This window comes from Novosphingobium sediminis (genome assembly GCF_007991615.1).
Lineage (GTDB): Bacteria > Pseudomonadota > Alphaproteobacteria > Sphingomonadales > Sphingomonadaceae > Novosphingobium > Novosphingobium sediminis.
On record NZ_BJYR01000021.1, the window covers coordinates 1 to 25,184 of the forward strand.

The 25,184-nt window shown below is 65.4% G+C and carries 16 protein-coding genes, 1 tRNA gene and 1 pseudogene; 8 read left to right on the forward strand and 10 right to left on the reverse strand.

Annotation, left to right across the window (positions count from 1 at the left end; translation table 11 throughout):
* Positions 1–427: 427 nt before the first annotated feature.
* The 4 genes and pseudogenes from NSE01_RS21550 to NSE01_RS15860 all read right to left on the reverse strand — a co-directional run bounded on the left by NSE01_RS21550 (position 428) and on the right by NSE01_RS15860 (position 3,089).
* Entirely contained in the window at positions 428–625 is a 198-nt protein-coding gene (locus NSE01_RS21550; protein WP_218033286.1) for a hypothetical protein, read from the reverse strand.
* 37 nt (positions 626–662) lie between these two features.
* Positions 663–1,576 (reverse strand): annotated as a pseudogene (locus tag NSE01_RS21560) (serine hydrolase domain-containing protein).
* A gap of 4 nt (positions 1,577–1,580) precedes the next feature.
* Positions 1,581–2,228 carry a TetR/AcrR family transcriptional regulator gene (locus NSE01_RS15855; protein ID WP_147160631.1) on the reverse strand — a complete coding sequence of 216 codons (648 nt, stop codon included), beginning with the start codon at positions 2,226–2,228 and terminating at the stop codon, positions 1,581–1,583.
* Between the two features lie 153 nt (positions 2,229–2,381).
* Positions 2,382–3,089, reverse strand: coding sequence for an NUDIX hydrolase (locus NSE01_RS15860; RefSeq protein ID WP_147160632.1), 708 nt, complete (start codon positions 3,087–3,089; stop codon positions 2,382–2,384).
* A 101-nt stretch (positions 3,090–3,190) separates the two neighbouring features.
* On the opposite strand from NSE01_RS15860, the gene NSE01_RS15865 reads away from it, so the two are divergent.
* The gene (locus tag NSE01_RS15865; RefSeq protein ID WP_147160633.1) at positions 3,191–4,255 is read left to right on the forward strand and encodes a bifunctional nicotinamide-nucleotide adenylyltransferase/Nudix hydroxylase; all 1,065 of its coding nucleotides are present in this window, start codon (positions 3,191–3,193) and stop codon (positions 4,253–4,255) included.
* 59 nt (positions 4,256–4,314) lie between these two features.
* The gene (locus tag NSE01_RS15870; RefSeq protein ID WP_147160634.1) at positions 4,315–5,694 is read left to right on the forward strand and encodes a nicotinate phosphoribosyltransferase; all 1,380 of its coding nucleotides are present in this window, start codon (positions 4,315–4,317) and stop codon (positions 5,692–5,694) included.
* A gap of 546 nt (positions 5,695–6,240) precedes the next feature.
* On the opposite strand, the gene NSE01_RS15875 is transcribed toward NSE01_RS15870, so the two are convergent.
* The 4 genes from NSE01_RS15875 to NSE01_RS15890 all read right to left on the reverse strand — a co-directional run bounded on the left by NSE01_RS15875 (position 6,241) and on the right by NSE01_RS15890 (position 10,372).
* Positions 6,241–6,316, reverse strand: a tRNA-Thr gene (locus NSE01_RS15875).
* 140 nt (positions 6,317–6,456) lie between these two features.
* On the reverse strand, positions 6,457–8,055 hold the full coding sequence (locus tag NSE01_RS15880; RefSeq protein WP_246135245.1) for a sensor histidine kinase: 1,599 nt from the start codon (positions 8,053–8,055) through the stop codon (positions 6,457–6,459).
* Entirely contained in the window at positions 8,055–8,774 is a 720-nt protein-coding gene (locus tag NSE01_RS15885) for a response regulator transcription factor (RefSeq protein WP_147160635.1), read from the reverse strand. The genes NSE01_RS15880 and NSE01_RS15885 overlap by 1 nt, the downstream gene beginning before the upstream one ends.
* An 11-nt stretch (positions 8,775–8,785) precedes the next feature.
* Positions 8,786–10,372: a DUF4153 domain-containing protein gene (locus NSE01_RS15890; RefSeq protein WP_147160636.1), complete on the reverse strand. Its 1,587-nt coding sequence runs from the start codon at positions 10,370–10,372 to the stop codon at positions 8,786–8,788.
* Between the two features lie 252 nt (positions 10,373–10,624).
* Between NSE01_RS15890 and NSE01_RS15895 the strand changes: the two genes are divergently transcribed.
* From NSE01_RS15895 to NSE01_RS15915, 5 genes are read left to right on the forward strand one after another with little or no spacing between them, the layout of a single operon-like run.
* The gene (locus tag NSE01_RS15895; protein ID WP_147160637.1) at positions 10,625–14,317 is read left to right on the forward strand and encodes a DUF4132 domain-containing protein; all 3,693 of its coding nucleotides are present in this window, start codon (positions 10,625–10,627) and stop codon (positions 14,315–14,317) included.
* Positions 14,314–15,414, forward strand: coding sequence for an ATP-binding protein (locus NSE01_RS15900; RefSeq protein WP_147160638.1), 1,101 nt, complete (start codon positions 14,314–14,316; stop codon positions 15,412–15,414). The genes NSE01_RS15895 and NSE01_RS15900 overlap by 4 nt, the downstream gene beginning before the upstream one ends.
* A gap of 8 nt (positions 15,415–15,422) precedes the next feature.
* Positions 15,423–17,780, forward strand: a complete 2,358-nt coding sequence (locus NSE01_RS15905; protein WP_147160639.1) for a DUF5682 family protein — start codon at positions 15,423–15,425, stop codon at positions 17,778–17,780.
* Positions 17,777–18,910 (forward strand): VWA domain-containing protein, encoded by a 1,134-nt coding sequence (locus tag NSE01_RS15910; RefSeq protein ID WP_147160640.1) that lies wholly within the window; start codon positions 17,777–17,779, stop codon positions 18,908–18,910. Before NSE01_RS15905 ends, NSE01_RS15910 begins: the two co-directional genes overlap by 4 nt.
* Positions 18,907–20,928, forward strand: a complete 2,022-nt coding sequence (locus NSE01_RS15915) for a YehQ C-terminal OB-fold domain-containing protein (protein ID WP_147160641.1) — start codon at positions 18,907–18,909, stop codon at positions 20,926–20,928. The genes NSE01_RS15910 and NSE01_RS15915 overlap by 4 nt, the downstream gene beginning before the upstream one ends.
* A 16-nt stretch (positions 20,929–20,944) precedes the next feature.
* On the opposite strand, the gene rtcA is transcribed toward NSE01_RS15915, so the two are convergent.
* Together rtcA and NSE01_RS15925 are read right to left on the reverse strand one after the other, a co-directional pair.
* A complete protein-coding gene (gene rtcA, locus NSE01_RS15920) occupies positions 20,945–21,961 on the reverse strand; it encodes an RNA 3'-terminal phosphate cyclase (RefSeq protein ID WP_147160642.1) in 1,017 nt (338 codons plus the stop codon).
* Positions 21,962–22,022: 61 nt separating this feature from the next.
* Complete coding sequence (locus NSE01_RS15925; protein WP_147160643.1) at positions 22,023–23,249, reverse strand: RtcB family protein; 1,227 nt, start codon at positions 23,247–23,249, stop codon at positions 22,023–22,025.
* Positions 23,250–23,574: 325 nt separating this feature from the next.
* On the opposite strand from NSE01_RS15925, the gene rtcR reads away from it, so the two are divergent.
* Positions 23,575–25,170 carry an RNA repair transcriptional activator RtcR gene (gene rtcR / locus NSE01_RS15930; protein WP_147160644.1) on the forward strand — a complete coding sequence of 532 codons (1,596 nt, stop codon included), beginning with the start codon at positions 23,575–23,577 and terminating at the stop codon, positions 25,168–25,170.
* Positions 25,171–25,184 lie beyond the last annotated feature (14 nt).

Here is a 25,184-nt window from a genome sequence, read left to right on the forward strand (position 1 = left end):
AGTTAGCCTCCCTTTGTGATCTTATGGCTCTGCGCCCGGATTTGATCGCGTGTCGTCTGCATTCGAACGCCGCATCGTGGGACTTTGCTGCCGATCGCAGTTGCACCTGGAAGCGTCAGATTGCGCCAAGACCAGTCGTTGATGGAGCCAAGTAAGCCCTTTGACTCCGCCCGAGCCTTCAAACAGTCTGGAATGAGAGTGCGCACGACTCCGTGATCAAGACCGCAGTTTAGCGCGAATAAAGGTGCGTGGAGGTCAGTTCCTCAAGCGACTTGTCGTCAGGCCCGCATAGGACGGTGCATACGGTTGCCACCGTCCGCCCCCGCTTCACATATCTTGCGGTTGCCGAAGTGTGTCAGGTGCGTGCTCTGCCTTCTCTGGATTTGCACACGACGTCGCTGCTGGGTGTACGGTCGGCGCTCCAGCGCTAAGCTGCGCTCGCTGCCGAGATCGCGCGCAGCAGAGCGATGTTTTCCATCTCGCGGTTGGTGCTCTCGTCCATGGTCGTGCCATAAGCTGGATTGGCCGATAGCTTTACGATGGTCACACCGCGCGATCGATCAACGTAGACGAGCTGGTTGTAGATGCCGATCGCGCTAAACTCGCCGCTATCCCCGTCGGGCAACCACCACTGATATCCATAGCCTAGATCAAGCGGATGATCAGCAAGGATCGGCTGGCCTGGTTGCAGATGGGGGGGCATCTGCATGAATCGAGGCCTGGACCCAATCTTCCGGCACGATCTGGCGGCCGTTCCACAGCCCGTTGTTGCGATGGAGCTCACCCAGCTTGGCATAATCGCGTGCGGTCATGTTCAGACCGGCGAAGGCCATCTCCATGCCCGCTGCGTCGACCAGCCAGAAGGCGTCGGATTCAAAGCCCAATGGTTCGACAAGTTTTTCGCGCATGTAGTCGGTCAGCGAGCGCCCCGTCGCCTTGACCAGCACGCGCCCAGTGCCTGCGTATCGCCGCTGTTGTATCGGCAGACTGTCCCTGGTGGGGATTCAGCCACCATGGTCGCGACGAACGTGTCGAGCGACATTGCACCGGCCATCGTCGCGCCGAGCCGGTGCACGTCCGATGTTGTATCGGCATAATCCTCATTCCAGCGCGCGCCAGATGACATTTGCAGCACATCCCGAATGCGCACCCCCGCGTAGGCCGAACCAGATTCGACGGCGATATAGTCGCTGATCGCATCATCGATGCTGCGGATACTGCCTTCGGAAACGGCGATCCCGACCAGCGCCGAGACAAAGCTCTTGGCAACCGACCAACTGATCCATTGGACCTCGCGCCCACCCGTCAAGCGATAGAGTTCATGCACGACAACGCCGTCCTTCAGCACCAGCACTGCGGATGTGTCGGTGGCGGCCAGCAAGGCTTCTGTGGATCTTTCCTCGCCGGCAAATCTGTAGGTTTGCGGCAGGCTCAATGCAGGGCCTTCAGCGAAGTGATAGGGCGTGGTCGATGCCGCCATCCGTGATACCGGCAGGATATCCTTGAAGCGGCAGAAATTGTCATACTGCGGCTGGCCGCTGAACAGTCCTAACGAGATTAGCGAGGTTTGGGTCATGGTCTCAGGCTCCGTTCAAAAGGGCAAGGTCCGCACGCAGCACCCGGTGCGAAGCTGCGCGAACTTTGTCAGGGCTCGAGGCACCGAGCCCGAGGTGCCGAAAAAATGCTGCGCCGAAAGCAAGGGCGACGGCCGAAAACGCCTGATCCCTAGGATCCGGATCATCGAGCAGGGCCGAAATCTCGAAGATCACCCGGTCATAGATGGCCGCCAGACGTTCACGCAGGGCGTGATCGCGCAAGGATAGGTGCCAAAGCTCCATGATCACGATGTTGCTCGTCTCATCGGCAAAGACCTGATCGAGCAGGACATCAATGGCTTGTTCGGCTGTACCGCCCCTTGGAAGCTTCCGGAGCTGCGCCTCGCCACGCTCCAGCAGGCGATCGATCAAGGCCGTGACCATCGCCTCGCGGTTACCGATGAAATAGCGGACCAGCGGCCGCGGCTGACCAGCCTCCTCGGCCACATCGGCAAGGGTCGTCTTGGCCAGTCCCTTGCGAACGACACAGGTCTCGAAGGCCTTGAGAATCTGCTCTCGCCTCTCCTCGCCAACTCTCGGCCTGCCCATGCTCGGTGCTCCAACAAAGAATATTGTCACAAATGACAATAAACAACGGCCGGGGGTGAGGTCAAGCGTGGGGCACAGGTTCAAAGGCCGATTTCGCCCGATAGATGAAAGCTTCAGCTGGGTGCGCCAGACGGCCTGACTCAGGCTGATTGACCGGTCCTATCACTACGCGACGTTCGCGTAATCGGAAGCGAAGGTCGCATTCTGGTCGGAGATAGCCTTGAAACGCTTGTGAAATTATCGGGGCACCTTCGAGGATCGGCGGCCAGACTCTCGTTGATAACCTGCCCTGCCATCGGCGCCTCGCACTCTTAACGTGTAGAGTTCGGCCGGCCTGAACGGTGTATCGCTCTCGTGTTGGCCGGTTGCTTCGATCCACCCGGTGTCAAGCATGCGCCGGCGGAAGGCAGGCTTGTTGAAGGCGGTTCCGGTGATGGCTTCGTGCACGGTCTGGAGTTCGCGCAGGGTAAACAGGTCGGGCAGCAGTGCGAAGGCGACGGGCGTGTAGTCGAGCTTGCCGCGGAGCCGCTCATGCGCTGTGTCGATGATGGCGGCGTGATCGAAGGCCAGTGGTTCGCCTGGATCAGTGACTGGTTTAAGCGCGAGATCGGCTTTCGATGTCACTGCCTGTTGCAGGACCGCGTGTGACAGCAGAGCAAAGTAAGCGACGCTGACTGTGCGCATGCGTGGATCACGCATCGGATCGCCGAAGGTGTAGAGTTGCTCCAGCCAGGTGCTGGCTTGGGCGGCAAGGTTCGCCTTGTCCGTCAGCACGCGCCGTGCGGCTTCGTCCAATGTTTCGTCGATGCCCACGAATCCGCCCGGCAGTGCAAGCCGGCCGGCAAAAGGCTCCTCTTCGCGGCGCTGCAGCAGGACCGACAGAATGCCATCGGCCACGGTCATCAGCACAAGGTCGACGGTGACGGCAAAAGGCGGGTAGCTCATAGGGGCACCTTATATCTTGACTGAATATAAGTCCAGTGCGCATAAGGATGGCGCGAGTCGGGGAGTCCGTCTCGCTTCGATCATCTGGGGGAGCCTCGGATATGGACAAGTTTGATTTCGGCGTCTTCATCGGACGCTTCCAGCCACTGCACGTCGGCCACGAACACGTCATCGCGCGCACGCTCGAGCAGGTCGAGCGGCTGATCGTGCTGGTAGGATCGGCCAATGTCGCGCGCGACCCGCGCAACCCTTTCACTTATGCCGAGCGTGAGGCCATGCTGCGCGCCGCCTTCCGGCACGAAGTGGCGCAGGGCCGCCTGATCATTGCGCCGATCGGCGATCACCTTTACTCTGACACTGCCTGGGTCACGCAGGTCCAGCGCAAGGTCCGCGCGCTGGTGCTCGAGCATGGCAACGGCCGCGGCTTCCAGAACCACGGGCTGAGTGACTTCCGTGTCGCTCTGGCAGGCTACGGCAAGGATGCCTCGTCCTTTTATCTCAAGCTGTTTCCTGAGTGGGAGAACCTGCAGGTCGATAGTCAGTATGGCACCTTCTCGTCGAGCGACGTGCGCCAGCGCTATTTCCAGCGCATCCCGGAAGTGCCCGCCAGCATCCTTTCCGCTGGCGTCACTGATTTCCTGCGCGAGTTCATGCTGAGCGAGACGTTCAAAGCCTTGCTCGAAGAGGCCGAGTTCCTGGCCGCCTATCCTGCGCAGTGGGGCACGGGGCCCTTCGTCACTGCCGATGCGGTCGTAGTCCAGTCGGGCCACATCCTGCTGGTCGAGCGGGGCCGAGCGCCGGGCAAGGGCCTGCTTGCGCTGCCAGGCGGCTTCGTCAATCCGGCTGAGCGCATCCGCGATGCCGCGATCCGAGAGCTGCGCGAGGAGACCGCGATCAGCGACGGCAAGGGCCAGATCCCGCCGGCAATGCTCGCCAGCTTCATTGAGGATGCGCGCACGCGGGTGTTCGATGCGCCGAGCCGTTCCTTGCGTGGGCGGATCATTACCCACGCCTTCCTCTTCCGCCTGCCAGAACGTCGCAAGCTCTTCAGCGTAAAAGGCGGCGACGATGCGGCGCACGCGCAGTGGTACCGCTTCGGCGACCTTTCCCCGGAAATGCTGTTCGAGGACCACTGGGCCATCATCGAGGAAATGGCCGACCTTTGAAGACTGACGCGCCGCGCAGGGGAGTCCTGCATCGGCCAAGCATGTGAGGAGTTCACATCATGACCAATCTGATCCTGGCAACCGACAGCTACAAGCACAGCCACTTCCTGCAGTACCCACCGGAGGCCCGCGCGATGAGCGCGTATATCGAGGCGCGGCCCAACGACTTTGCCGACGAGGTCCTGTTCATGGGTCTCCAGCCCTATCTCATGGACCATCTGGCGCGCCCGATCACTGCGGCCGACATCGACGAGGCCGAGGCGATCTGCGCCGCCCATGGCGTGCCGTTCAACCGTGAGGGCTGGCAGATCATTCTGGACGAGCATCGCGGCTACCTGCCGATCGAGATCCGCGCGCTGCCTGAAGGCATGATCGTGCCGACCGGCGTGCCGATGGTGCAGGTCGAGACCACTGATCCGCGCCTGCCATGGCTTGCAACCTTCATCGAAACCGTGCTGCTCCGCGCGATCTGGTATCCGACGACCGTTGCGACGCTCAGCCGTCAGTGCCGCCTGATCATCCGCGCCGGGCTGGAAAAGACCAGCGAGGACGTGGAAGGCCAGTTGCCGTTCAAGCTGCACGACTTCGGCGCACGCGGAACCAGCAGCGGCGAGAGCGCAGGCCTTGGCGGCATGGCCCACCTCGTCAACTTCATGGGCACCGACACCATGGAAGGGCTGATCGCGGCTCGCCGCTATTATGGCGCGGACATGGCCGGGTTCTCGATCCCGGCGGCCGAGCACAGCACGATGACCAGTTGGGGGCGGGAGCGCGAGGAGAAAGCCTACGCCCAGATGCTCGATGCCTTCGATGGCGAAGGAAAGGTCGTTGCTGTCGTCTCGGACAGCTACGACCTCGATGCGGCGCTCACCGGCATCTGGGGCGGCACATTGCGTGAAAAGGTGCTGGCCCGCAAAGGCACGCTGGTGGTCCGACCCGACAGCGGCGATCCCGTCGAGACACCGGTGCGAGCGGTGAAGACCTTGTGGGAAGCTTTTGGGGGCACCGTAAACGCCAAGGGCTATCGCGTCCTCGATCCCCACGTTCGCGTGATCCAGGGCGATGGCATGACGCCTGTCACGATTGCCCGCCTGATCGACCGGCTGATCGAGGAAGGCTTCGCCATCGACAACATCGCCTTCGGCATGGGCGGCGGCCTGCTCCAGCAGGTCAACCGCGACACCCTGCGCTTTGCGATGAAAGCCAACGCGATGCGCGATGCGGAGGGAGTCTGGCACGATGTGGCCAAAGCGCCTGCCACAGATCCCGGTAAGGCGAGCAAGGCCGGGCGGCAGGCGGTCATTGCCGAGGCATGCCGCCTGGTTGCGCGGCGGGTAGATGACGTTGATGAGAGCAACGATCTCCTCCGCCCGGTTTGGCGCAACGGGGCCATGCTGGTGCGCCACAGCTTTGACGAACTGCGGGCAAGGGCAGCTTGATACTGGAAAGGGGGGCGCCAACTCTGGCGCTCCCTTTTGCAAGCCATGTCGCGCTTTGATAGCTCTTAAGAGTAGCCGTCGTTCAGGCTTGGGTACTGAAGTGACTGGGTCTGGTAGACTGCTGCCGACTCAATCAAGAGCGATGAACGGCATATGTCGCGATGTAGCGATATAGGTCTACTCAGCTTCAAATGGACATGAAGAATTGTGCGCTGCAGATCGCTGCCTGGCTCTTCTCCGTACCACCTGAATTGCGGAATTTCAGCTTCCAGAGCCGTCCACCTGACGGGTTCACGAGGAGGTAGAGCCCTTCTCATCCAACACTTTGTGAGACTTGGCGCGAGTCTTCAGTGAACGGATCGACATCTCGGTCAGGGGCATTTGGGGGCCTCCTAAAATCGGCGAGGCTAATCGATCCCCACAGAGGCCCCCAAAATCGACCGATTGCAGTCGAACTGATGCGAAATCGTTCGGACAGAACTGCCGATATTATGGCGGATTTCCGTGGTTTTAGCAACCAAATGCGGACGCTGTCGGATTAGGAAATGGTGCCGCTTAGGTGATTCGAACACCTGACCCCATCATTACGAATGATGTGCTCTACCGACTGAGCTAAAGCGGCCTGCCTCGTGGGCTGGCGGGCGCTTTAGCCAGAGGCTTGGCTCTAGGCAATGCCATTTCGTGGGTTGGGCGACGAGAACTCCGAATTACCCCGAATGTGCGCCATTCCTTGCGTGGAATTCGGAAGAAGCGTCGGGCGGGTCAGTCTCGCCGTGGCAGGATCAGCAGGAAGCTTGCGCCCCCGTTTGCCGGTTCGAGGGTCAGCGAGCCGCCGTTCCCTTCGATCAGGGCGCGGGCGATCGGCAGGCCGAGGCCGGTGCCGCCTTGCGCGCGTTTGCTGGTGAAGAAGGGTTCGAAGATGCGGTCCCGGTCGTTGGGTGCGATGCCCGAACCGTTGTCGCGGACCATGAGGTGCAGGTCCTGTCCTGCAAGGGCGGTTTCGAGCGTGACGGTGTCTGCACCTGCGGCGCGGGCGTTGTCGATCAGGACGGTGAGCACTGTTTCGAGCGCCGAGCCATCGATTCTCAGGCGGATTTGCCCGAGGTGGGCTGGTGTTCCCGCAGCGGTGAGCTCTATCGTGAAGCCGGTGCTGGCGAACCCGTCGGCAATGCGGGCGAGCACATCGGCAAGGTCGCAGGAGGCGTCTTCGTGCGGGCGCTGCATGTCTGCTCTGGCGAGATCGAGGAGGCGCGAGATCAGGCGGTTGAGGCGCTGGGTATCGGCGGCCATGTTGGCAAGAAAGCCCGCGCGTTCCGCTTCCGACATCGCGGCGCCATGATCCTGCAACAGCTCGATGCCGCCGGAAAGACCGGTCAACGGGGTCTTGAATTCGTGCGCTAGGGCCGTGGCAAAATCGCGCAAGTAGTGCGAGCGCACCTCGATTGCCGCAGCCATCGTCGCGAAATCGCGGATCAGGCTGTCGATTTCCTGCACTCGCAAGGTGGGCTGGGGCGGGGCGGCGGGGCGGCCTTCCGCCAGCGAGCGCGTCGTTCGGCTAAGCGCCTCGAGCGGACGCACGATGGTGCGGCCAAGCGCGGCCGTGACGCCCACGAGAAACAGGAAGATCGCCGCCGTGCCAGCCGCGATCTTGCCCCGGTCCTCGTACATCCCGCGAAACAGGGCGCGCGGTGAGCGCGAAAGCAGGATCACGCCGACAACACGGCCGTCCACTATGATCGGCCGGGCGTGGTGCAAGCGGATATCGGTCGCCCGGCTGATCCATTCGAGCGCGTAGGACTGCCGATAGGCGCCGTTGTGGCGCAGGGTGGTCAACGGTTTGCCTGCCAGCGCGGCGCGCACTTCGGGGAGGGTGGCCAGCGATTTCCCGGCATCGCGCCCGGTGAGCACGATGCCCTGCCGATCAAGGAGCATGATCGCCGCGAGCGTTGTCTCCTTGGTTTGATCGATAACCGGGGACCAGGCCAGGGCCATCTCCGCAGCGGCAGGATCGGGCTTCAGCGCGGTCGGTGCAGGATCGGGGCGTTCGCCGAGCACAGGTGTGGTGCGCAAGTCGATGTGCGTCGAGATGGTGCGATCATCATAGTCTTGCGGATCGGGCGAGGGGCCTTGCGCGGTTGGCACGGCGCTGCGGGTGAAGCCGAACGCCGTGCTGGCGGCAAGCGCGCTGCCCTGTGCGATAAGTTCCGCCTCGGTGCGGCGAACCAGGGCGTTCTCATAGACCCTGAGCCCGATGGCGGCGACTCCGGGCAGGGCGGCCACCAGAAGCAGCAGGCTGAACATGATCGAGCGCAGGCGCAGCACCGGCCAGAAGCGCGCGATCAGCCGTTTCACCTGGAGCATCAGTTGCTGCAAGGGCCAAGCCGGTAGCCGATACCCGCGCGGGTTTCGATCACGTCTTGCGCGCCGCACTGGGCGAACTTGCGGCGCAAGTTGCGGATGTGGCTGTCGATCGTGCGATCGGTCACCGCAAAGCCCGGGCCGTGCAGCCGGTCGATCAGCGCATCGCGCGAAAGGATGCGGTTGCCCGCTGCCAGAAGGGCCGCGAGCAGCGAGAATTCAGTGACCGTAAGTGCAACTTCCTCGCCGTTCCAGAAGGCCTGCCAGCCTGCGGTATCGAGCCGCAGCAGGCCGTGCCTGACCTCGCTCTCAGCACCGCGTGCGGGGGGCGGGGCTGGGGCTGGGGCCACACGGCGGAGGATTGCACCTGCGCGCGCCACGACTTCGCGCGGCGAGAAGGGTTTGACTACGTAGTCGTCGGCGCCCAGTTCGATCCCCAGCACGCGGTCGATCTCTTCATCGCGCGAGGAGAGGAACAGGATCGGTACCGCGCAATCCATCGCGCGCAGGCGGCGGCACACTTCGAGGCCATCCATGCGCGGCATGTTGATATCGAGCACGAGGAGATCGGGCGCAGCGGCGGACACCATGGCCAGCGCTGCCTCGCCGTCGATCGCTTCCTCGGTGCTCATGCCCGCCTTGGCGAAGGCGAAGGCAAGCACCTGGCGGATGTGCGGATCATCATCGACAAGGAGAACCTTGCGGGGGCCGGTGCTGGTCATCGGCTGATCTTTCATGGCTTCGCGGGCCGGGTCAATGCGGGTGCGAATGCGGGCGCGGGAACTGGCGGTTCGAGCCCCAAGGCTGCGCGCAGTTCACCCGGATCGCGGTGCGTGCAATCGATCCAGCCATGATCCGCAGGGTTGAGCGCGTCCTTGCGCAGAACCGCGCGCACTTCCGCAAGGCGCAGGGCGCCCAGCACGCTCCAGCGGTATTCGGCGAGATCGCGGGTAAGCTCTGCCTGTGCGTTCTCGCGCAGCAGACGCGCCCACAAATGGATCGCTTCCGGCGCGGGGCGTTGCTCCAGCCGGGCCAGCGCTGTGATCGCAGAGACTCCCATGCCCTGAAGGTGGCAGATATCAAGCGCGGCGCCGCTACCACCGAGTTCGCGGGCGTGGGCGACGTTGTAGCGCGCGGACACCGCATCGAGATCGACGAAGCTGCAGCTCATCAGCAGCGCGAGCGCGGCAGCGGCATTCCTGTTGATGAGCCATGATGCGCTCTTGTCGCGCAGCAGGCGCCACATGACGAGCAGGAGGCCGAGCGCGACGAGGCCCATCCACAGCAGTGCGGCGATGCGAAGTTCGGTCAGCGAGTAGGCCGCGATGTAGTCCAGCGTGCGCAGGGCCGCGTTGGCTACGAGCAGGACATTCTGCATGATCCACACTACGACGAGGCGGCGGACCAGCGGCATCGACGCGGTCTTCGAACCGGGGCGTAGCGCCACCAGGACGAACCCGGCCGCGAGCAGCGCGGTCACGATCAGGGGATAGGCGCCCCGATGCGCATATTCCGCAAGCGTCATGCCTTTGGGCAAGGGCGCGATGCCCCACAGCCACAGCAGGTCCATCGCATTCTGCAGTGCGAACAAGGCGTTGAACGCGATCAGCGACAGCTGAACCGACGCCGGCGTCACACCCGGCAGGGCCAGATCGCCCCGCCCATCGAAGGTGCCGAGCACGTGGCGGCAGAGGCGCGGGCGCAGCAGGCTCCACGCCATCGTGAACCAGATCGCGGCAATGGGGAGGCGCACGATCCAGAGTTCCGGCAGCGAAAGCGACAGGAGGCTATCGAACCAATGCTCGATCACCGGATTGGCCTTGGCAAACAGGCCCAGAATCACGCAACTGCCGATTGCGGGCAGCACCAGTTGCGGCAACGCGCGGCGCATGTGCCCCCGGCTGCTGCGGCGCTTCACGCGGAGCAGGCGGCGCGCGTCGAGCCAGGGGGCAAACCCGGCGCGCAGGGCGTGCCAGATCAGTTGCTGGCACCAGCCCCAGGCATCGCCAAAGCGCGCCGTGGCAGGCATCAGCGTGCCCATGCCGGCGAAGACCCAGAACAGCGACCAGGCCAGAAACCCCGGATCGATGAACATTGCGAGGGCAGCGATGGCGGCAAGGCCGAAGCAGAGGCGTGCCGGGCCGCTGTGCGCGATGGCCGGCCGCGCGGCGGCTGCCACGGCAAGCAGGAGCAGTTGCAGCGGGCCGACCGCCATCCGGCCTGCTTCCCAATCGAACAGTGCAATATCCGCACATGCGGCGAGGCCGACCGCCGCGCCAAGTTTGAACAGGAAACTCCCCCTGTGTTTCAAGCCGATCATGCCAATCTCCAACTCATGGACATGCCGGGGGTGGAGGCAGTGCGAGGAGAGCGGCCTGCACGTGTCGTGCAATTCCGAAGCGGCCTTCGTGCAGAAAAGATGCAGACGAACACCATGATGATCGCTTGACGCATTGGCGTGCGGTGCGAAGAATGACCGTCATCTCTCGGGCGCTGCGAAGCCTCCGAATTGGTTGGATTTTCGCACGGCGCCCACTCCGGTCGGGTGTCTGCACAGGGGCTGGGGGAAGCCGTGGCGTTGGGGATCTGGGACCGCTTCAAGACGTCGCTTGGTCTTGTCGGCACGGCATCGGCCGAAGCTATCGGCAACGCGCCTATCGGCAAGATCGTCAAGCACTTCGAAGTGCTCGAGAAGCAGGAGCGCGGCTTATCAAAGCAGATCGCCGCCTATGTCTGCGCGGGGGAGCAATCCTCGCTCTTGCTCAAGCTGCAAGGCAGCGCGGTGCAGCAGGCGTGGCGCGCGCGCCACCAGATCTTTCCGATCAGGGACGAGAGCGGTCTGTTCACGGCGCTGGCGGATTGGCGGGTGGACCAGATGTTGCGGCTGGGCGAGGTGCTCGCCGCAGTTGATCCGATCAACTGGGATTGGGGCTATTTCGGCACGAAGAAATCGCCCGACTGGCTGCGGCATGTGGTGACGCAGTGGCTGGGACATGGGCGCAAGAACCAGCCGGTGGAAACGCTCGAAGAACTCGCTGCGTTCGGCGAACTGGGCCTTGGCGCCGTGCTCGATATCCTGTTCTGCCGCGATGCCGCACAATATGGCACCAACACCTCGGTTGATCGCTTTGCCGGGGTTGAGGCGTTCCTGCAGGGCAGGAGCGACGCCATCAGCGCTGCTCTTCCCGATCTGGGCGCCGATGTTCGCGCCGAAGTGATCGCAAGCATCGGCCGCTTCGGGCAGCAGGCGCGCTATCTGCCCGTGCTGCTTGAGGCGTCTATCGGCTCGTCCAAGAAAGTGCGCACCGCCGCACGGCAGGCGCTGACCGGCAGCAATGGCGCGGTACTGGCCGCCGCCATCAGTGAACGCTTTGCCAAGGCAGCACCGGGCGCGCGCGCCGAACTGGTCGAAGTTGCCGCGCTGACTCTGGGCGATCTCGCCCCGCATGTGCTGGCGCAGCTGCGGGAGGGCGAGACATCGGCCAAGGTGCTTGCGGCGTTCGACCGCAGCAGCAGTGCCGCGCCCCTTGCAAGTGGTGCGGTGGAGGCGGTGCCACAGCGGCCGGACGGCGCGGAAGGTTATACCGCGGTCGATGGCACATGGGTCGCGCTGCCTCCGGCCGAGCCTGCTCCGGAAGCGACGCCGTTCGACCGCAGGGCGCTGGATGTGCTGGCGCCAGCAGTGGACGAGTTCAACCGCATGCTTGCAGCCGGCAAGAAGGAGGCCGAGCAGTTTCGGTGGCACTGGTCTAAGAACTATTCGCCGGTCAATCGCGGCGCGCTGGAACGGATCGCGGTGCTGGCGGAAAGCACCTACCAGATCAGTACGGCCCAGACCGCCATGGGCTGGCTGAATTTCGGGCAGTTCCGTCACCCCGCGGTGGACCAGTTCCTCGATGATCCGCGCATCACGTTGTACCATCTGGTGCGCATGGCGCTCGGTGCTTCGCACCGCCACTTTTCCAGCATATTCAACGGTTATTCGGGACCGGCGGGCGCGGCTGTCGTGCGGCGGCTCGCGGCAGGGCTCGATATTCGGACTCTCTATGCCGCGTGGCTTGAGAACGGCGGCCATGACTTCGTCCGCGATCATCTGACGCAGCGCTGGTATGGACCGCTGCCCGATCTGGAAGGGGCGCTCTGGCCGCTCCTGCCCGAGAGGATGGCGTTGATCGACGAGGCGCTGGGGATGGTCCCGCAAACGGGCGGCAGCGCGATGCGGGTTACGGCGGGGCTGGAAATTCTCGGCCATTTTCCCAAGCTGCCTGCGCGCTACCGTTCGCGTCTGCTGATCCTTGCGGGCGAGACATCGAGCCACGTTCGCACCCCGGCGCGCGCGCTGCTTGCCGGTACGCCGGGGCTGGGCGAGGCCATCGCGCGGCAGTTGGAAGACGGGCGGCAGGACGTGCGTGCGCAGGCGGCAGACTGGCTTGCCCGGCGCGGTGAGAGCGGCGAAGTGCCCGCGATCCGCCGCGCGCTGGCCAAGGACAAGAGCGATCTTGCCCGCGCCGCGATGATTTCCGCGCTTGAACGGCTGGGAGAGGACGTCTCCGAATTCTTTGCGCAGGATGCGATGCTCAAGGATGCCCGCACCGGGCTCGCCAAACTCAAGATCAAGGCGCTCGACTGGTTCCCGTTCGAACGGCTGCCGCCGCTGAAGTGGGACAGCGGTGAGCTGGTCGATCCGCTGCTGCCGCGCTGGTGGGTGATGCTGGCGGGCAAGCTCAAGCAGCCCGGCGGGAATGCGCTGATGTCGCTTTGGCTGGACCGGCTTGCGCCGGGTGATGCGCACAAGCTGGGCTGGATGGTGCTCACGTCATGGATCGACGAGGACACCCGCACGCCGACCGACGAGGAAGCCAACGCCTATGCCGCCGCGAATGTCGCTGCGGTGCTGCAGAACAATATCGCCAATGCCAAGCGCTGGCCGCAAAGCGCCGATTATTTCCCGACTGATCGCGATGTTGTCTTCGCGCGGCTCAGGGCGGGGATGGCTTCCACCTATCTGGGGAGCGCAGTGGACAGCAAGGGCATCCTCGCGCTTTGTGTGAAGGTAAACGGGGCCGATGCGGCGCAGCGTGTGCGTGCGTTCCTCAAGGATCACGGCGCGCGCGTCGCGCAGTCCAAGGCGCTGCTCGAAGCGCTGGCAGCCAATGGCAGCAGCGCCGCGCTGCAGGTCGTGCTTGCTGCCTCAAACCGCTCCAAGCAGAAGAGCGTACAGGCTCATGCCGGTGCGCTGATCGATGCGATTGCCGATCAGAATGGCTGGTCGGCGGCACAGCTTGCCGATCGCACCGTGCCCACCGCCGGCTTCGATGCCGATGGCGTGGTGGAGCTCGATTGCGGCGAGGGGCGGACTTATGTCGCGCGGCTCGACGAGCAGGATGCGTTGGTGCTGCTCAACGCCGATGGCCGCGAAGTGAAGGCGCTGCCCGGCCCCCGGATCGACGAGGAGCGCCCGGTGGTCGAAGCGGCGAAGAAGCTGCTGTCGAACGCGCGCAAGGAAACGAAGCAGGTCTTCGCAGCGCAGACCGAGCGCCTGAAGGAAGCGATGTGCCTGCAGCGAAGCTGGCCGCGTGAGGATTGGGAGAGCTTCGTGGCCGGTCATCCCATCGTCGGCCGGATCGCGGCGCGGCTGGTATGGCAGGGCTACGATCACGAAGCCCAGTCGCTGGGGCTGTTCCGCCCGCTGGGGGATGGCAGCTATACCGATGCAGAGGACGGCGATGTCGATATCGCCGCCTTTGCCGAGGTCCGGCTCACCCATTCCTCGCTGCTCGATACCGCCGCTATCGCCGCGTGGCGCCGGCATCTGACGGACTACGCAGTGCAGCCGCCATTCGACCAGCTGGGCCGGGATCTGCCGCTGCTCGATCCCGCAGATTATGGCAATCGCTCCATCAGTGACCGCGAGGGCTGGATGATCGAGACTTTCAAGCTACGCGGCGTTGCGACCAAGCTGGGCTGGCAACGCGGCCCGGCGCAGGATGGCGGGTGGTTCCTCACCTACGAAAAGGCCTACCGCGAAGCAGGGCTTCAGGTGGAGATCGAATTCACCGGCAGTCCGCTCCCCGAAGAGAACCGCCCTTCCGCGCTGCAATCGCTGCACTTCCGCAAGTTGCGCGGGGCCGGCTCCGGCGGCACGGCTGTGGCGCTGCGCGATGTGCCGCCGGTGCTGCTCGCCGAGTGCTGGCGCGATTATCATGATATCGCTGCCAAGGGCACCGGCTTCGATACCGACTGGAACAAGAAGGCTTACGCATGACCGAGCAGACCGAGGCGATTCGCAGACCGGCCGAGCAGCGCTATGCCGCAGAGCTTGCCGCGCTGGCGGCGGATGACGCAGGCAGTCCGCGTCCGGCGGGCTGGCGGCTTTCGCCGCGCGCGGTGCGCAAGTTTCTGCTCGGCGATGCGCGGCTGGGCATCACGCGCAAGTTCTATGGCGATGATCCGCTGGCCGACCGCGCTATCGTCAGTCTGATGAGCCAGCAGGGGCTCATGCTGGTGGGCGAGCCGGGGACGGCCAAATCGCTTCTCTCCGAACTGCTCGCTGCCGCGGTCTGCGGCACCTCGGCGCTGGTGGTGCAGGGATCGGCGGGCACGACCGAAGACCATATCCGCTACGGCTGGAACTATGCCCTGCTACTCGCCGAAGGGCCAAGCGAGCGCGCACTGGTGCCTTCGCCGGTGCTCAATGCCATGCGCAGCGGCCGCATCGTGCGCTTTGAGGAAATCACCCGCTGCCCGCCTGAAGTGCAGGACGCGCTGATCTCGATCCTTTCGGAAAAGGCGCTGGCGCTGCCCGAACTCGGCCCGGACGCTGTGGCAATGGCGGCGCCCGGCTTCAACGTGATCGCAACTGCCAACTTGCGCGACCGGGGTGTTCACGAGATTTCCAGCGCGCTCAAGCGGCGCTTCAATTTCGAAACGGTGCACCCGATCAGCGACCCTGATTTCGAGCGCGAACTGGTGCTTAAGCAACTTGCCGAGCGGCTGGAACCCGCGGGCGTCGTCGTGCGCGGGGAACGCGAGGTGGCTGATCTCCTCGTGCGCACGTTCCAGGATCTGCGCACCGGGCGCACCGCGGAAGGCGTGAACCTCAACCGGCCCGATGCGGTCATGTCCACGGCAGAGGCGGTCAACGTGCTCCATGCTGCTGCGCTGGAGGCGGCCTATCTCGACGATGGGCGGCTGTCGGGAGTCCACATCGCGCGCCAGATCCAGGGCGTTGTGCTCAAGGATTCGCCTGAGGACGGCAAGCGCCTGCGTGCCTATGTCGATCACATCGTCAAGGAGCGCGCCGGACGGTCTGGCGTGTGGAAGGAATTCTACTCGGCGGCGCGGTCGCTCAAGCTGGGGTGACCCCTCAGGTGGATGCGCCCCCACTCCGCGATTCCGCGCGCGATCTGTGGATCGTGCCGATCCGCCACCACAGCCCCGCCTGCGCATCGCAACTGGAGCGGTTGCTGGCGGAAGTTGCCCCCGCAGCGATCCTGATCGAAGGACCGCTCGATTTCGAGCCGCTGATCGAACAGGTCTGCGATCCCCGCACCCGCGCGCCGGTCGCCATTGTCGTGCTGCGCGATGTGGAGAAGGGGGGCGGCACCCGCCGCGTCGTCAGCTACTTCCCGTTCTGCAACCACAGCCCCGAACTCATCGCGCTGCAGACGGCGAAGGCGCGCGGCATTCAGGCGCGCTTTATCGACTTGCCTTCGACCGATGCGGCGATGGTCTCGGGCGATGAGGACGCTGGCGACCGCTCGCTCGTCGGCGACGAGACGCCATTTGATGTTGGCGATTACGTTACCGCGCTTGCCCGCGAACTGGGCTGCCGCGATGGCAATGAAGTGTGGGACCAGCTCTTCGAAGCCCGCATTGCCGAGCCGGACTGGGCGCGCTTTTTCGCCGATGTTGGGCAGTACTGTGCCTGCATTCGCGGCGCGGTTTCTGCCGAGACGATGGGACGCGACGGCACACTGGCGCGCGAGGCGCAGATGCGCGCGCTGATTGCGCGGCACCGCGCGGCGATCGAAGGGCCGATCGTGGTCCTCGTCGGCGGCTTCCATGCAGCGGCGCTGATCGATCCGGCTCATGGCAAGGTGGTGGAACCCAAGGCCGGGGCAGGTGCAGGGCGGTCCTACCTTGTCCGTTATGGTATGCGCCAGCTCGATGCGCTGGCCGGCTATGGCGCGGGCCTTGCGCTCCCCGGCTTCTATGAACGGCTGTGGCAGGCGCGCGAGAGCGGCGGGGCATCGCTTGCGCTGGACCTCATCACCGGCTTTGCGGCGCACCTGCGCGGCACGGACATGGCGGCGCCGAGCCTGCCGGTCGTGCTGAACGCGGTCGAGCAGGCCGAGCGCCTTGCTGCGCTGCGCGGGCGGCCGTTTCCAGCGCGCGACGATATCGTCGATGCCGTCCGTTCCAGCTTCATCAAGGACGAGATTCCGCTGGGCGACGTCCCGCTGCTTGCCGAATTGCGGACATGGCTGACCGGCAGCGCCATTGGCGATGTGCCGCCCTCTGCCGGCTCGCCGCCGCTGGTGGAAGCGGTGCGCGAGAAGGCGCGCGGGCTGGGCTTCACCGTTGCCGATGGCGAGCGCCGCACGCGCGAACTTGATATCTACCGCAAGCCGCGCCACCGCGAGGCAAGCCGCTTATGCCATGCGCTGGCGCTGATCGGCTCCGGCTTTGCCCAGCGCACGGCTGGGCCCGATTTTCGCAATGATGCCGGGCTCGACCGGCTGCACGAGATCTGGTCGGTGTGTTGGTCGCCGCAGGTCGAAACGCGCCTGATCGAGCTGTCCGAAGTGGCGGACACGCTGATGGATGCGCTCGCCGCCGTGCTGGCCGAGAAGCTCGCGGGGCTTGCCGAGCTTGGCCGTGGGCACAGCGCGCTGGCTGCGATCGATCTCTACGCCGCGGCGTGCCGGGCAGGGCTTGGCGAGGCGGCGGAAGCGGTGCTCGATGCGGTTGAGCGCCATGTTCTTGATGATCCGGAACTCGCTTCGCTCGTTGCGGCGCTCACCGATCTGGTGCTGCTGCGCCGCAGCCGCGACATGCTGGACATCGCCGATACGGTCACGCTTGACCGGATCATGGCCGCAACCTGGCGCCGCATCCTCACCCTGCTGCCAGAGCTTGCCTGGAGCGGGGAGGACCAATTGCGCCCCGCCATCGCCGCGCTGGCCGATTTGCGCGGCCTGATGGAACTTGCACGGTCGTCCGCCGCACCGCTCGACCTTGGCCTGTTCGACGAGGCGCTGGCCCGGCTCGGAGAAGCGGAACTGGATCCCATGCTGGCGGGCGCAGTCACCGCTTTTGCCATCACCGGCGGCCAGATCGCCCCCGCCGCGCTCGGGCAGCGGCTGCGCGGCGAACTGGCGAGCGGCTATGTCGATCCTGCCGACCGGCTTGCCTTCCTCGGCGGCGTCATCGCGATCGCGCGCGAATTGCTGTGGACCACGCCTGTCATCATCACCGCGCTCAACGATGTGGTGGCCGGCGCGAGCGAGGAGGATTTCGTCGCGCTCCTCCCGCACTTGCGCCTCGCGCTCATGCCGCTCGACCCGCGCGAGACGGACCGGCTGGCCAGCGAGGTCGCCGATCTCATCGGGGCCGATCCGAACCGGCTGGCCACGCTGCTCGAGATCCCCGAGGCCGATCTTGCCGCCAATCTCGCGCTCGACCGTGAATTGCAGGCCATCCTCGCGCTGGACGGTCTCGCATGACTGATCCGCAGCTCCTGCGCCGCTGGCGCCTTGCCCTGGGCCGCTACGCCGAACGCGCGCTGCCGTCCTCCGGGCTGACCGGCGAGGACCAGCGCACCGACCGTGCGCTTGATTACCTCTATGCGCGCGAGATGGAGAAGCGCGGGCTGCGGCGCGGCAAATCTGGCGGCAAGGGCGGCTCGCTCGATCCGACCAGCCTCACCCCACTCGGCTGGCTTGGCGAGCTGCGCGATCTGTTCCCGCAATCGGTCTACGAGACCGTGCAGGCCCACGCGATCGATAATCTGGGCATGAGCGAACTGCTCTCCGACCCTGCCGTGCTTGATGCGCTGGAGCCCAACCGCGATCTGCTCAAGGCGCTGATCGCGTTCAAGGGTGCGGCCAATCCGGCGGCGCGTGAAAAGATCCGTGAAGTGACGCGCAAGGTGGTGGAGGAGATCCTGCGCCAGCTGCGCCCCCGTATCGAGGCCGCGCTGGCCGGCAGGCCCAACCGCTTTCGCCGCAGCCAATTGAAGGCGATGAAAAACTTCGCCTGGCGTGAGACGATCCGCGACAACCTCAAGAACTGGGACAGCGAGCGTAGCCGGATCGTGGCGGACCGGCTGCGCTTCCATGGGCGTAGCCGCCGGCGTCTGCCGTGGACGATCATTCTATGCGTCGACCAGTCCGGTTCGATGCTCTCCTCGACCATCTACGCCGCTGTCATGGCCTCGATCCTCACCGCGCTGCCCTCGGTCGAGGTGAAGCTCGTGGTGTTCGATACGGCCATCGTCGATCTCTCGAGCGAGGCGCACGATGCCGTCGAAGTCCTGATGTCGGTGCAGCTTGGCGGCGGTACCAATATCGGCGCAGCAGTCGAATATTGCGAGGGCCTCGCGGTCCAGCCCACGCGGACGATTTTCGTGCTGATCAGCGATTTCGAGGAAGGCGCGCCGGTCGGCCGCCTGCTTTCAGCCGTCCGCAGGATGGCTTCGGCGCGGATAACCATGCTCGGCCTTGGCGCGCTAAGCGATGACGCTGCGCCGGTCTACGATCGGCGCATGGCCGAACGGCTCGCGGGCTGCGGCATGGAAATCGCTGCGCTGACGCCGGACCGCTTTGCCGAATGGATCGGGGCGCGCATCGCATGACGGGTGCTGACCTGCGCGAGAGTCTGGTGGCCTATGACGACACCGCGCTGGCAGCGCTCGCCAATCCGGGGTTGGTGCGCCGCGCCCACCGCGATGTGGACGAAGGCAAGGTGCGGCTGGTCAGCGGATCACCGGGCAAGGCCGAAGTGGAAGCTGACGGTCATCTCGTGATCCTCGACATGCGCGGCCCCGGCGCGGCGCAATGTGCATGCAAGTCGACCGCGATGTGTCGTCACCGCATCGCGGCGGTGCTGTTCGTGCTGGCGCAGCCGGCTGGAGAAGCGGCGTCCGAGGAGGCTCCGGCGGAGGCCACTGCTGCCGAACCTGAGGATCTGCTCGCCGCCTTCGATCCTGCCGCGCTTGCGCGTTGGGCCGGGAAGGCAAGCTGGCGCGCCGCGCTGGAGATGGCGGGCGATCCGGCGACGGTCACCTCGCAGCCAAACGCCGTCGCGGTCGAATTGCCGGGCCTTGAAGACCCTGTCCTTATCCTGCGCGGTCAGGGCTTCGATGGCGTGATCTCGAAAGCGCCGAAAGCGCAGCGCAAGGCGCTTCATGCCGCCGCCGTGCTTGCCGCGCGCCGCCACTTCGGCCTCGCTACGCCTGATGCCGAGCCGGAGCCCGATGCCAATGCGCCTGCGGATGCCGTGGCTGCCTTCGTGCCCGATCCCGCCTTCCTCGCCGGCATCGCCCGCGCGCTCGGTGAGGTCGCCGCGCTGGGCTTCAATCTTGCGCCGGTCCCGCTCGAGGAATCGCTGTTCGAGCTTTCAGTCTCCTCCCGTGCGGACGCCTTGCCGCGCCTCGCCGCCATGTTGCGGACGATTGCCGCGCAGATCAGGCTGCGGCGCCAGCGCGCCTTGTCGTTCGATCCCGATACCCTGCTGGAGCAGACCGCGACTGCGTTTGCCCTTGCGCGTGCGCTGGGCAGCGGAAATGCAGACCGGCAGGCGGCGCTTGTCGGGCAGGTCCGGCGCAGTTTCGCACCGGCAGCACCGCTTGATCTGATCGGTTGCGGCGGTGAACGCTGGCGTACCGCGACCGGTGCACGCGGAGTGACGGCGTGGTTTGTCGAGCCGGACAGCGGCCGCTGGCTGAGCACGAGCCTGGCGCGCGGCCCCGGGCAGGACCCGCAGTTCATGCCCGGCGAAGCATGGCGCTACCAGTCTGTCTGGCAGGCAGCGCCGCTCGCCACATTGGCGCATGCGCGGCTGGCGCTGGAAGGCGCCAACATGTCTGTGGACGGCCGCCTCTCCGCACCAGCGGCGGCTCGCGCCACGGTTGTCGAGCCGTTCGCGAAACCGCCCGCCGACCTGCCCGGCACGGTGCGCCAGTGGACCGATCTGCGCGGGGTGCATCAGGCGCAGTCGGGGCTGGGGCTGGATGCGGGACGCGGTCCGGCAGCATGCCTGATCGCGCCCGCGCAGACCGCTGCGCCCTATTTCGATGATTTCGCGCAGCAACTGATCTGGCCGGTGCTCGATGAAACCGGTGCGTGGCTCGCGCTGACGGTGGATCACGATGATCCCGCCGCCACTGCAATCGAGGCGCTGGAGACGGCTGTGACGCATGGCTGGCGTGGGCTGGTGCTGGTCAAGATCAGTCGCGAACGCCAGGGATTGGCGGTTACCCCGCTCACCCTGATCGGCGATGGATCGCCGGTCGATCTCACGCTGTGGCAGCCGCCAGCCCGCAAGGGCGCGGGTGTGGCGCAAGGCTGGCTGGCCCGCCTGCGCCAGCGCCGGGCAGGGAGCCGGACCTTCACCCGGCTGCCGCGTGATGGCACACAAGCCGCGCTCGATGCCGTTTGGCAGCATCTGATCGACCGGCTGGAAGCAGGCCCCGGCCTGCAGGCCATGCTGGAAGGTGCTCGCGCTGCCCATGCGGAACGGCTCGATGCGTTCGGTCTGCCGGTGCTCGCCGACCTGCTCCGCAAGGCCGAGAGCGCCGAGGCGATGCTTGTGGCCGCCTACGCTCTCATGGTGGCGCGCCAGCAGCGTTCGGCCATTCCCCTGCTGGGTTGACCGGGCGCCACTGGTGCTACGAAAAGCCGAGCAGATGTTCCCCGGCCGGCGCTTGTTCGATCGTGATCCGGCGCCCGGTGAAGCGCTGCGCGATGTCGATCGCGGTCAGCAGATGCTGGCTCGGCTTGACCGTCGAGAACGCGCCGCCGTCCGCCAGTACAAAGGGCAGGATCAGCTGGTCGGCCAGGTAGGGGCCCGCGAAAGCGTTTGCCGCGAGGTAGCCGTTCATCCGTGCGGCCGATGTACGGGCAAGCCGTTCGCCGGGCACGCCGAGCTGGCCGAACCCGCTGACGAGCTCGGTCACTTCGGAATGCGCGGCCTCCAGCATCAGGATGATCCCCGGACCTTGCTCTGCCGGCAGCTGCCTGACCGAGAAGGCATCCTCCGGCCAGTCTGCCAGATCGTGCCGGGCGCGCGCCAGCATCCGCTCGGCAATCGCGAACGGCATGCCAGAGAACACCACTTGCGCCGCCACGCCCGTCCGCGCGCCGCGCGTTGTGCAGGTCTGCGGCTGGAGCGGAGCGGGCGTGATGTCTACCTCGATCCGCCCGCCGCCGCGCGGGTAGAACCCGTGCCTGACGAGCCGCGCCGAGACCTGCGGGCCCATGCGGTTGATGATCGGGAGGAACGCCCGCTCGATGAAATCGAACGGAGGCGCGAGCATGTTGTGCGTGCCGCCTTCGAGCACGAGGCGCGAGGGGGTAGATGCCAGCACCAGCGGCATGAGGATGGTCTGGAGCACCAGTCCGGTCGATCCGGCGGTCCCCACCGCGAAGTGGTATTCGCCGCCCGCCACCCGTCCGGGCCTGAACGTGAGCTCCGAAGCGCCCACGGCAAGCCCGCTGCATTCCGCGCCTGAAATCACGCACGCGGCCTCCACCGCCGTCACATGCTGGCGCATCAGGCCGGGCTTGGAGCGCTTTCCGCGCACGTTGGTAATGCGGAAGGGCTCGCCGGTGACAAGCGAGAGGGCGCAGGAATTGCGCACCATCTGCCCGCCGCCTTCGCCTTCCGAGCCGTCAATCGTAATCATTGGTCTGGCGTAATCATTGGTCTGGTCATTCAATCAAGGCCGATGGCCTGCGCCAAGGGGATCACCCCTTCACGCAGACCACCTGCTTCAGCGTGTGGACGATCTCCACCAGATCGGCCTGCGCGGCCATCACGGCTTCGATCGGCTTGTAGGCCTTGGGCGTTTCATCGATCACGCCCGCGTCCTTGCGGCATTCGACCCCGGCGGTATCGGCGATATGCTCGTCGAGGCTCACCAGCTTCTTGGCCGCGGTGCGCGACATTACGCGGCCCGCACCGTGGCTGCAGCTGTCGAAGCTTTCCGGGTTGCCCAGCCCGCGCACGATGAAGCTCTTCGCGCCCATCGAGCCCGGGATGATCCCCAGCACGCCCTTTGCCGCGCGTACCGCTCCCTTGCGGGTAACGAGCACGTTCGCGCCGAAGTGCTGCTCGCGCGCCACGTAGTTGTGGTGGCAGTTCACCGCTTCGAGTTCGGCCTCGAACGGCTTCGTGATCACCCCGCGCAGCGCAGCGATGACGTTCGTCATCATCATCCGGCGGTTGAGCGCCGCAAAGTCCTGCGCCCAGCCGACCGCCTCGACGTAGTCGTCGAAATGATCGGTCCCTTCCGGGAAGTAGGCGAGGTCCTGGTCCGGCAGGTTGATGTGCCACTTGCGCATGTCCTGCTTGGCCAGTTCGATGAAGAACGTGCCGATGGCGTTGCCCACTCCTCGCGAACCCGAATGCAGCATCACCCAGACGCGGCCCTCTGTATCGAGGCACAGCTCGATGAAGTGGTTGCCCGTCCCCAGCGTGCCGAGGTGCGTGAGGTTGTTGGTGTTCTTCAGGCGCGGATGCTTGTCGCACAGCCGCTCGAAACGCACCGCAAGGCCGACCCAGGCTTCGACGATCGCAGGCGGGGGCGCACCCCATGATCCGTGATCGCGCTGCCCGCGCCCGACCGAGCGCCCGTGCGGCACCGCCTGCTCGATCGCAGCGCGGACGCCTTCGAGGTTGTCGGGCAGGTCATGCGCCATCAGCGAAGTGCGCGCGGCCATCATGCCGCAGCCGATGTCGACGCCCACCGCCGCCGGGATCACTGCGCCCTTGGTCGGGATCACCGAGCCCACCGTCGCGCCGATACCGACATGAACGTCGGGCATCGCGGCAACGTGCTTGAACACGAACGGCATCGCCGCCGCCCGCGCAAGCTGCGCCCGCGCCTCGTCTTCCACCGGCACGCCGCGGGTCCACATCTTGATCGGCACCCCGCCGGGCACGTGCTGGCATTCAAAAGTCGTATCGGCCATCGGGGCCTCCTGCTCGTCATCATGGTATCGGGGGCAAGGCGTTGGCGAGAGCTTTCTCTTGGGCCTTGCGCCTTCCCGGAGAACCTTCGAGGCGGCCGGCCCATTCCGGCCGCCTCTGGGTTCCGCTGTTGCCGAGCTGTTCGACCGACCCGGCGCAGATACCATTGCAGGCGGCATGCCAATTGCGCTGCCAACACTGGCAGTGGCGACAATCTTATTGAAAATAAATCACTATTTGCCGAATCGGAAACTTTGGTCGCTGAGTGGAGGTGCGTTGAAGGCCCGAAAATTGATAATCTGATATAAGGTGATATACATTTAGCGCATGAAGCCCACCACCGTCATCGGTTTCCTCGGCTCGACACTCGATGCCGCCAAGTTCGGCCCGTCGCGCTGGATGAAGTGGCGGCCTTCGGTCGGGGTTTGCATGCACGAGGACTTGCGGGTCGATCGCTTCCTCCTCATCTACGGCACAATGCACCGCCGCCTTGCCGAACTGGTGCGCGATGATATCGCCTCCGTTTCGCCAGAAACGCAGGTCGAGCTCCATCTGATCGATTTCGCCGACGCGTGGGATTTCGAGGAAGTCTACGGCAAGCTTCTCGATTTCGCGCGCGGTCAGCCGTTCGATCCCGATGTCGAGGACGTGCTCGTCCACATCACGACCGGCACCCACGTCGCACAGATCTGCCTGTTCCTGCTGACCGAGGCGCATTACCTGCCGGGCCGATTGCTCCAGACCCAACCGCGGCGCGGTGGTGCACCCGATGCGGCGGGCACATGGAGCGTGATTGACCTCGATCTCTCGCGCTATGACAGCATTGCCACGCGCTTTGCCAGCGAAGCGCAGGCCAGCACATCGTTCCTCAAATCGGGGATCGAGACAAGCAACGCCGCGTTCAACACGATGATCGACGAAATCGAGCAGGTTGCCGGGCGCACGCGCGCGCCGATCCTGCTGATGGGACCGACCGGCGCCGGCAAGAGCCAGCTTGCCCGCCGGATCTTTGAACTCAAGAAGCTCAAACGGCAGACGAGCGGCCAGTTCGTCGAGGTCAACTGCGCGACCTTGCGCGGTGACAGCGCGATGTCGGCGCTGTTCGGCCACCGCAAGGGGGCATTCACCGGCGCAGCGGCTGACCGGCCCGGCCTCCTGCGCACGGCCGACGGCGGCATGCTGTTCCTCGACGAGATCGGCGAACTTGGCCTCGACGAGCAGGCGATGATCTTGCGCGCGATCGAGGACAAGCGCTTCCTGCCCGTCGGCGCGGACCGCGAGGTAGAAAGCGATTTCCAGCTGATTGCCGGCACCAACCGCGATCTGGCGCGCTGTGTCGCCGAAGGCACCTTCCGCGAAGACCTGTTCGCCCGGCTCAACCTGTGGACCTTTTCGCTGCCGGGCCTTGCCGACCGGCGTGAGGACATTGCTCCCAACCTTGACTACGAGCTTGATCGCCATGCTGAGCGCGAAGGCGAGCGGGTGACGTTCAACAAGGAAGCGCGCGAACGCTATCTTGCCTTTGCAATGAGCCATGCGGCGCGCTGGCCCGGCAATTTCCGTGATCTGGCGGCCAGCGTGACGCGCATGGCAACTTTCTCGCCCAAGGGCCGGATCGATAGCGACGTGGTCGCCGCAGAGATTTCGCGGCTGCAGCGGTTGTGGGGTGCCGAAACGGCGCGGGGCGATGGCATCGAAGCGCTGCTCGATGCCGATGCACTGGCCGCGATCGATCCGTTTGACCGGGTGCAACTGGCCCACGTCGTCGCCGAATGCCGCAGCAGCCGTTCCTTGTCCGAGGCCGGCCGCCGCCTCTTCGCCGCCTCCCGCACGCGCCGTGCGAGCACCAACGATGCGGACCGTCTGCGCAAGTATCTGGCCCGCTTCGGGCTGGATTGGGATCAGGTCAGCGCAGTGCCCTGACGAACTGCGCGGTT

Bases quoted from the DNA above. Each gene is read 5' to 3' on its own strand.
- NSE01_RS15860 (WP_147160632.1), bottom strand. From the start codon at position 3,089: ATGAGCTACCCGCCTTTTGCCGTCACCGTCGACCTTGTGCTGATGACC.
- NSE01_RS15865 (WP_147160633.1), top strand. From the start codon at position 3,191: ATGGACAAGTTTGATTTCGGCGTCTTCATCGGACGCTTCCAGCCACTG.
- NSE01_RS15870 (WP_147160634.1), top strand. From the start codon at position 4,315: ATGACCAATCTGATCCTGGCAACCGACAGCTACAAGCACAGCCACTTC.
- NSE01_RS15880 (WP_246135245.1), bottom strand. From the start codon at position 8,055: ATGCTCCAGGTGAAACGGCTGATCGCGCGCTTCTGGCCGGTGCTGCGC.
- NSE01_RS15885 (WP_147160635.1), bottom strand. From the start codon at position 8,774: ATGACCAGCACCGGCCCCCGCAAGGTTCTCCTTGTCGATGATGATCCG.
- NSE01_RS15890 (WP_147160636.1), bottom strand. From the start codon at position 10,372: ATGATCGGCTTGAAACACAGGGGGAGTTTCCTGTTCAAACTTGGCGCG.
- NSE01_RS15900 (WP_147160638.1), top strand. From the start codon at position 14,314: ATGACCGAGCAGACCGAGGCGATTCGCAGACCGGCCGAGCAGCGCTAT.
- NSE01_RS15910 (WP_147160640.1), top strand. From the start codon at position 17,777: ATGACTGATCCGCAGCTCCTGCGCCGCTGGCGCCTTGCCCTGGGCCGC.
- NSE01_RS15915 (WP_147160641.1), top strand. From the start codon at position 18,907: ATGACGGGTGCTGACCTGCGCGAGAGTCTGGTGGCCTATGACGACACC.
- rtcA (WP_147160642.1), bottom strand. From the start codon at position 21,961: ATGATTACGATTGACGGCTCGGAAGGCGAAGGCGGCGGGCAGATGGTG.
- NSE01_RS15925 (WP_147160643.1), bottom strand. From the start codon at position 23,249: ATGGCCGATACGACTTTTGAATGCCAGCACGTGCCCGGCGGGGTGCCG.
- rtcR (WP_147160644.1), top strand. From the start codon at position 23,575: ATGAAGCCCACCACCGTCATCGGTTTCCTCGGCTCGACACTCGATGCC.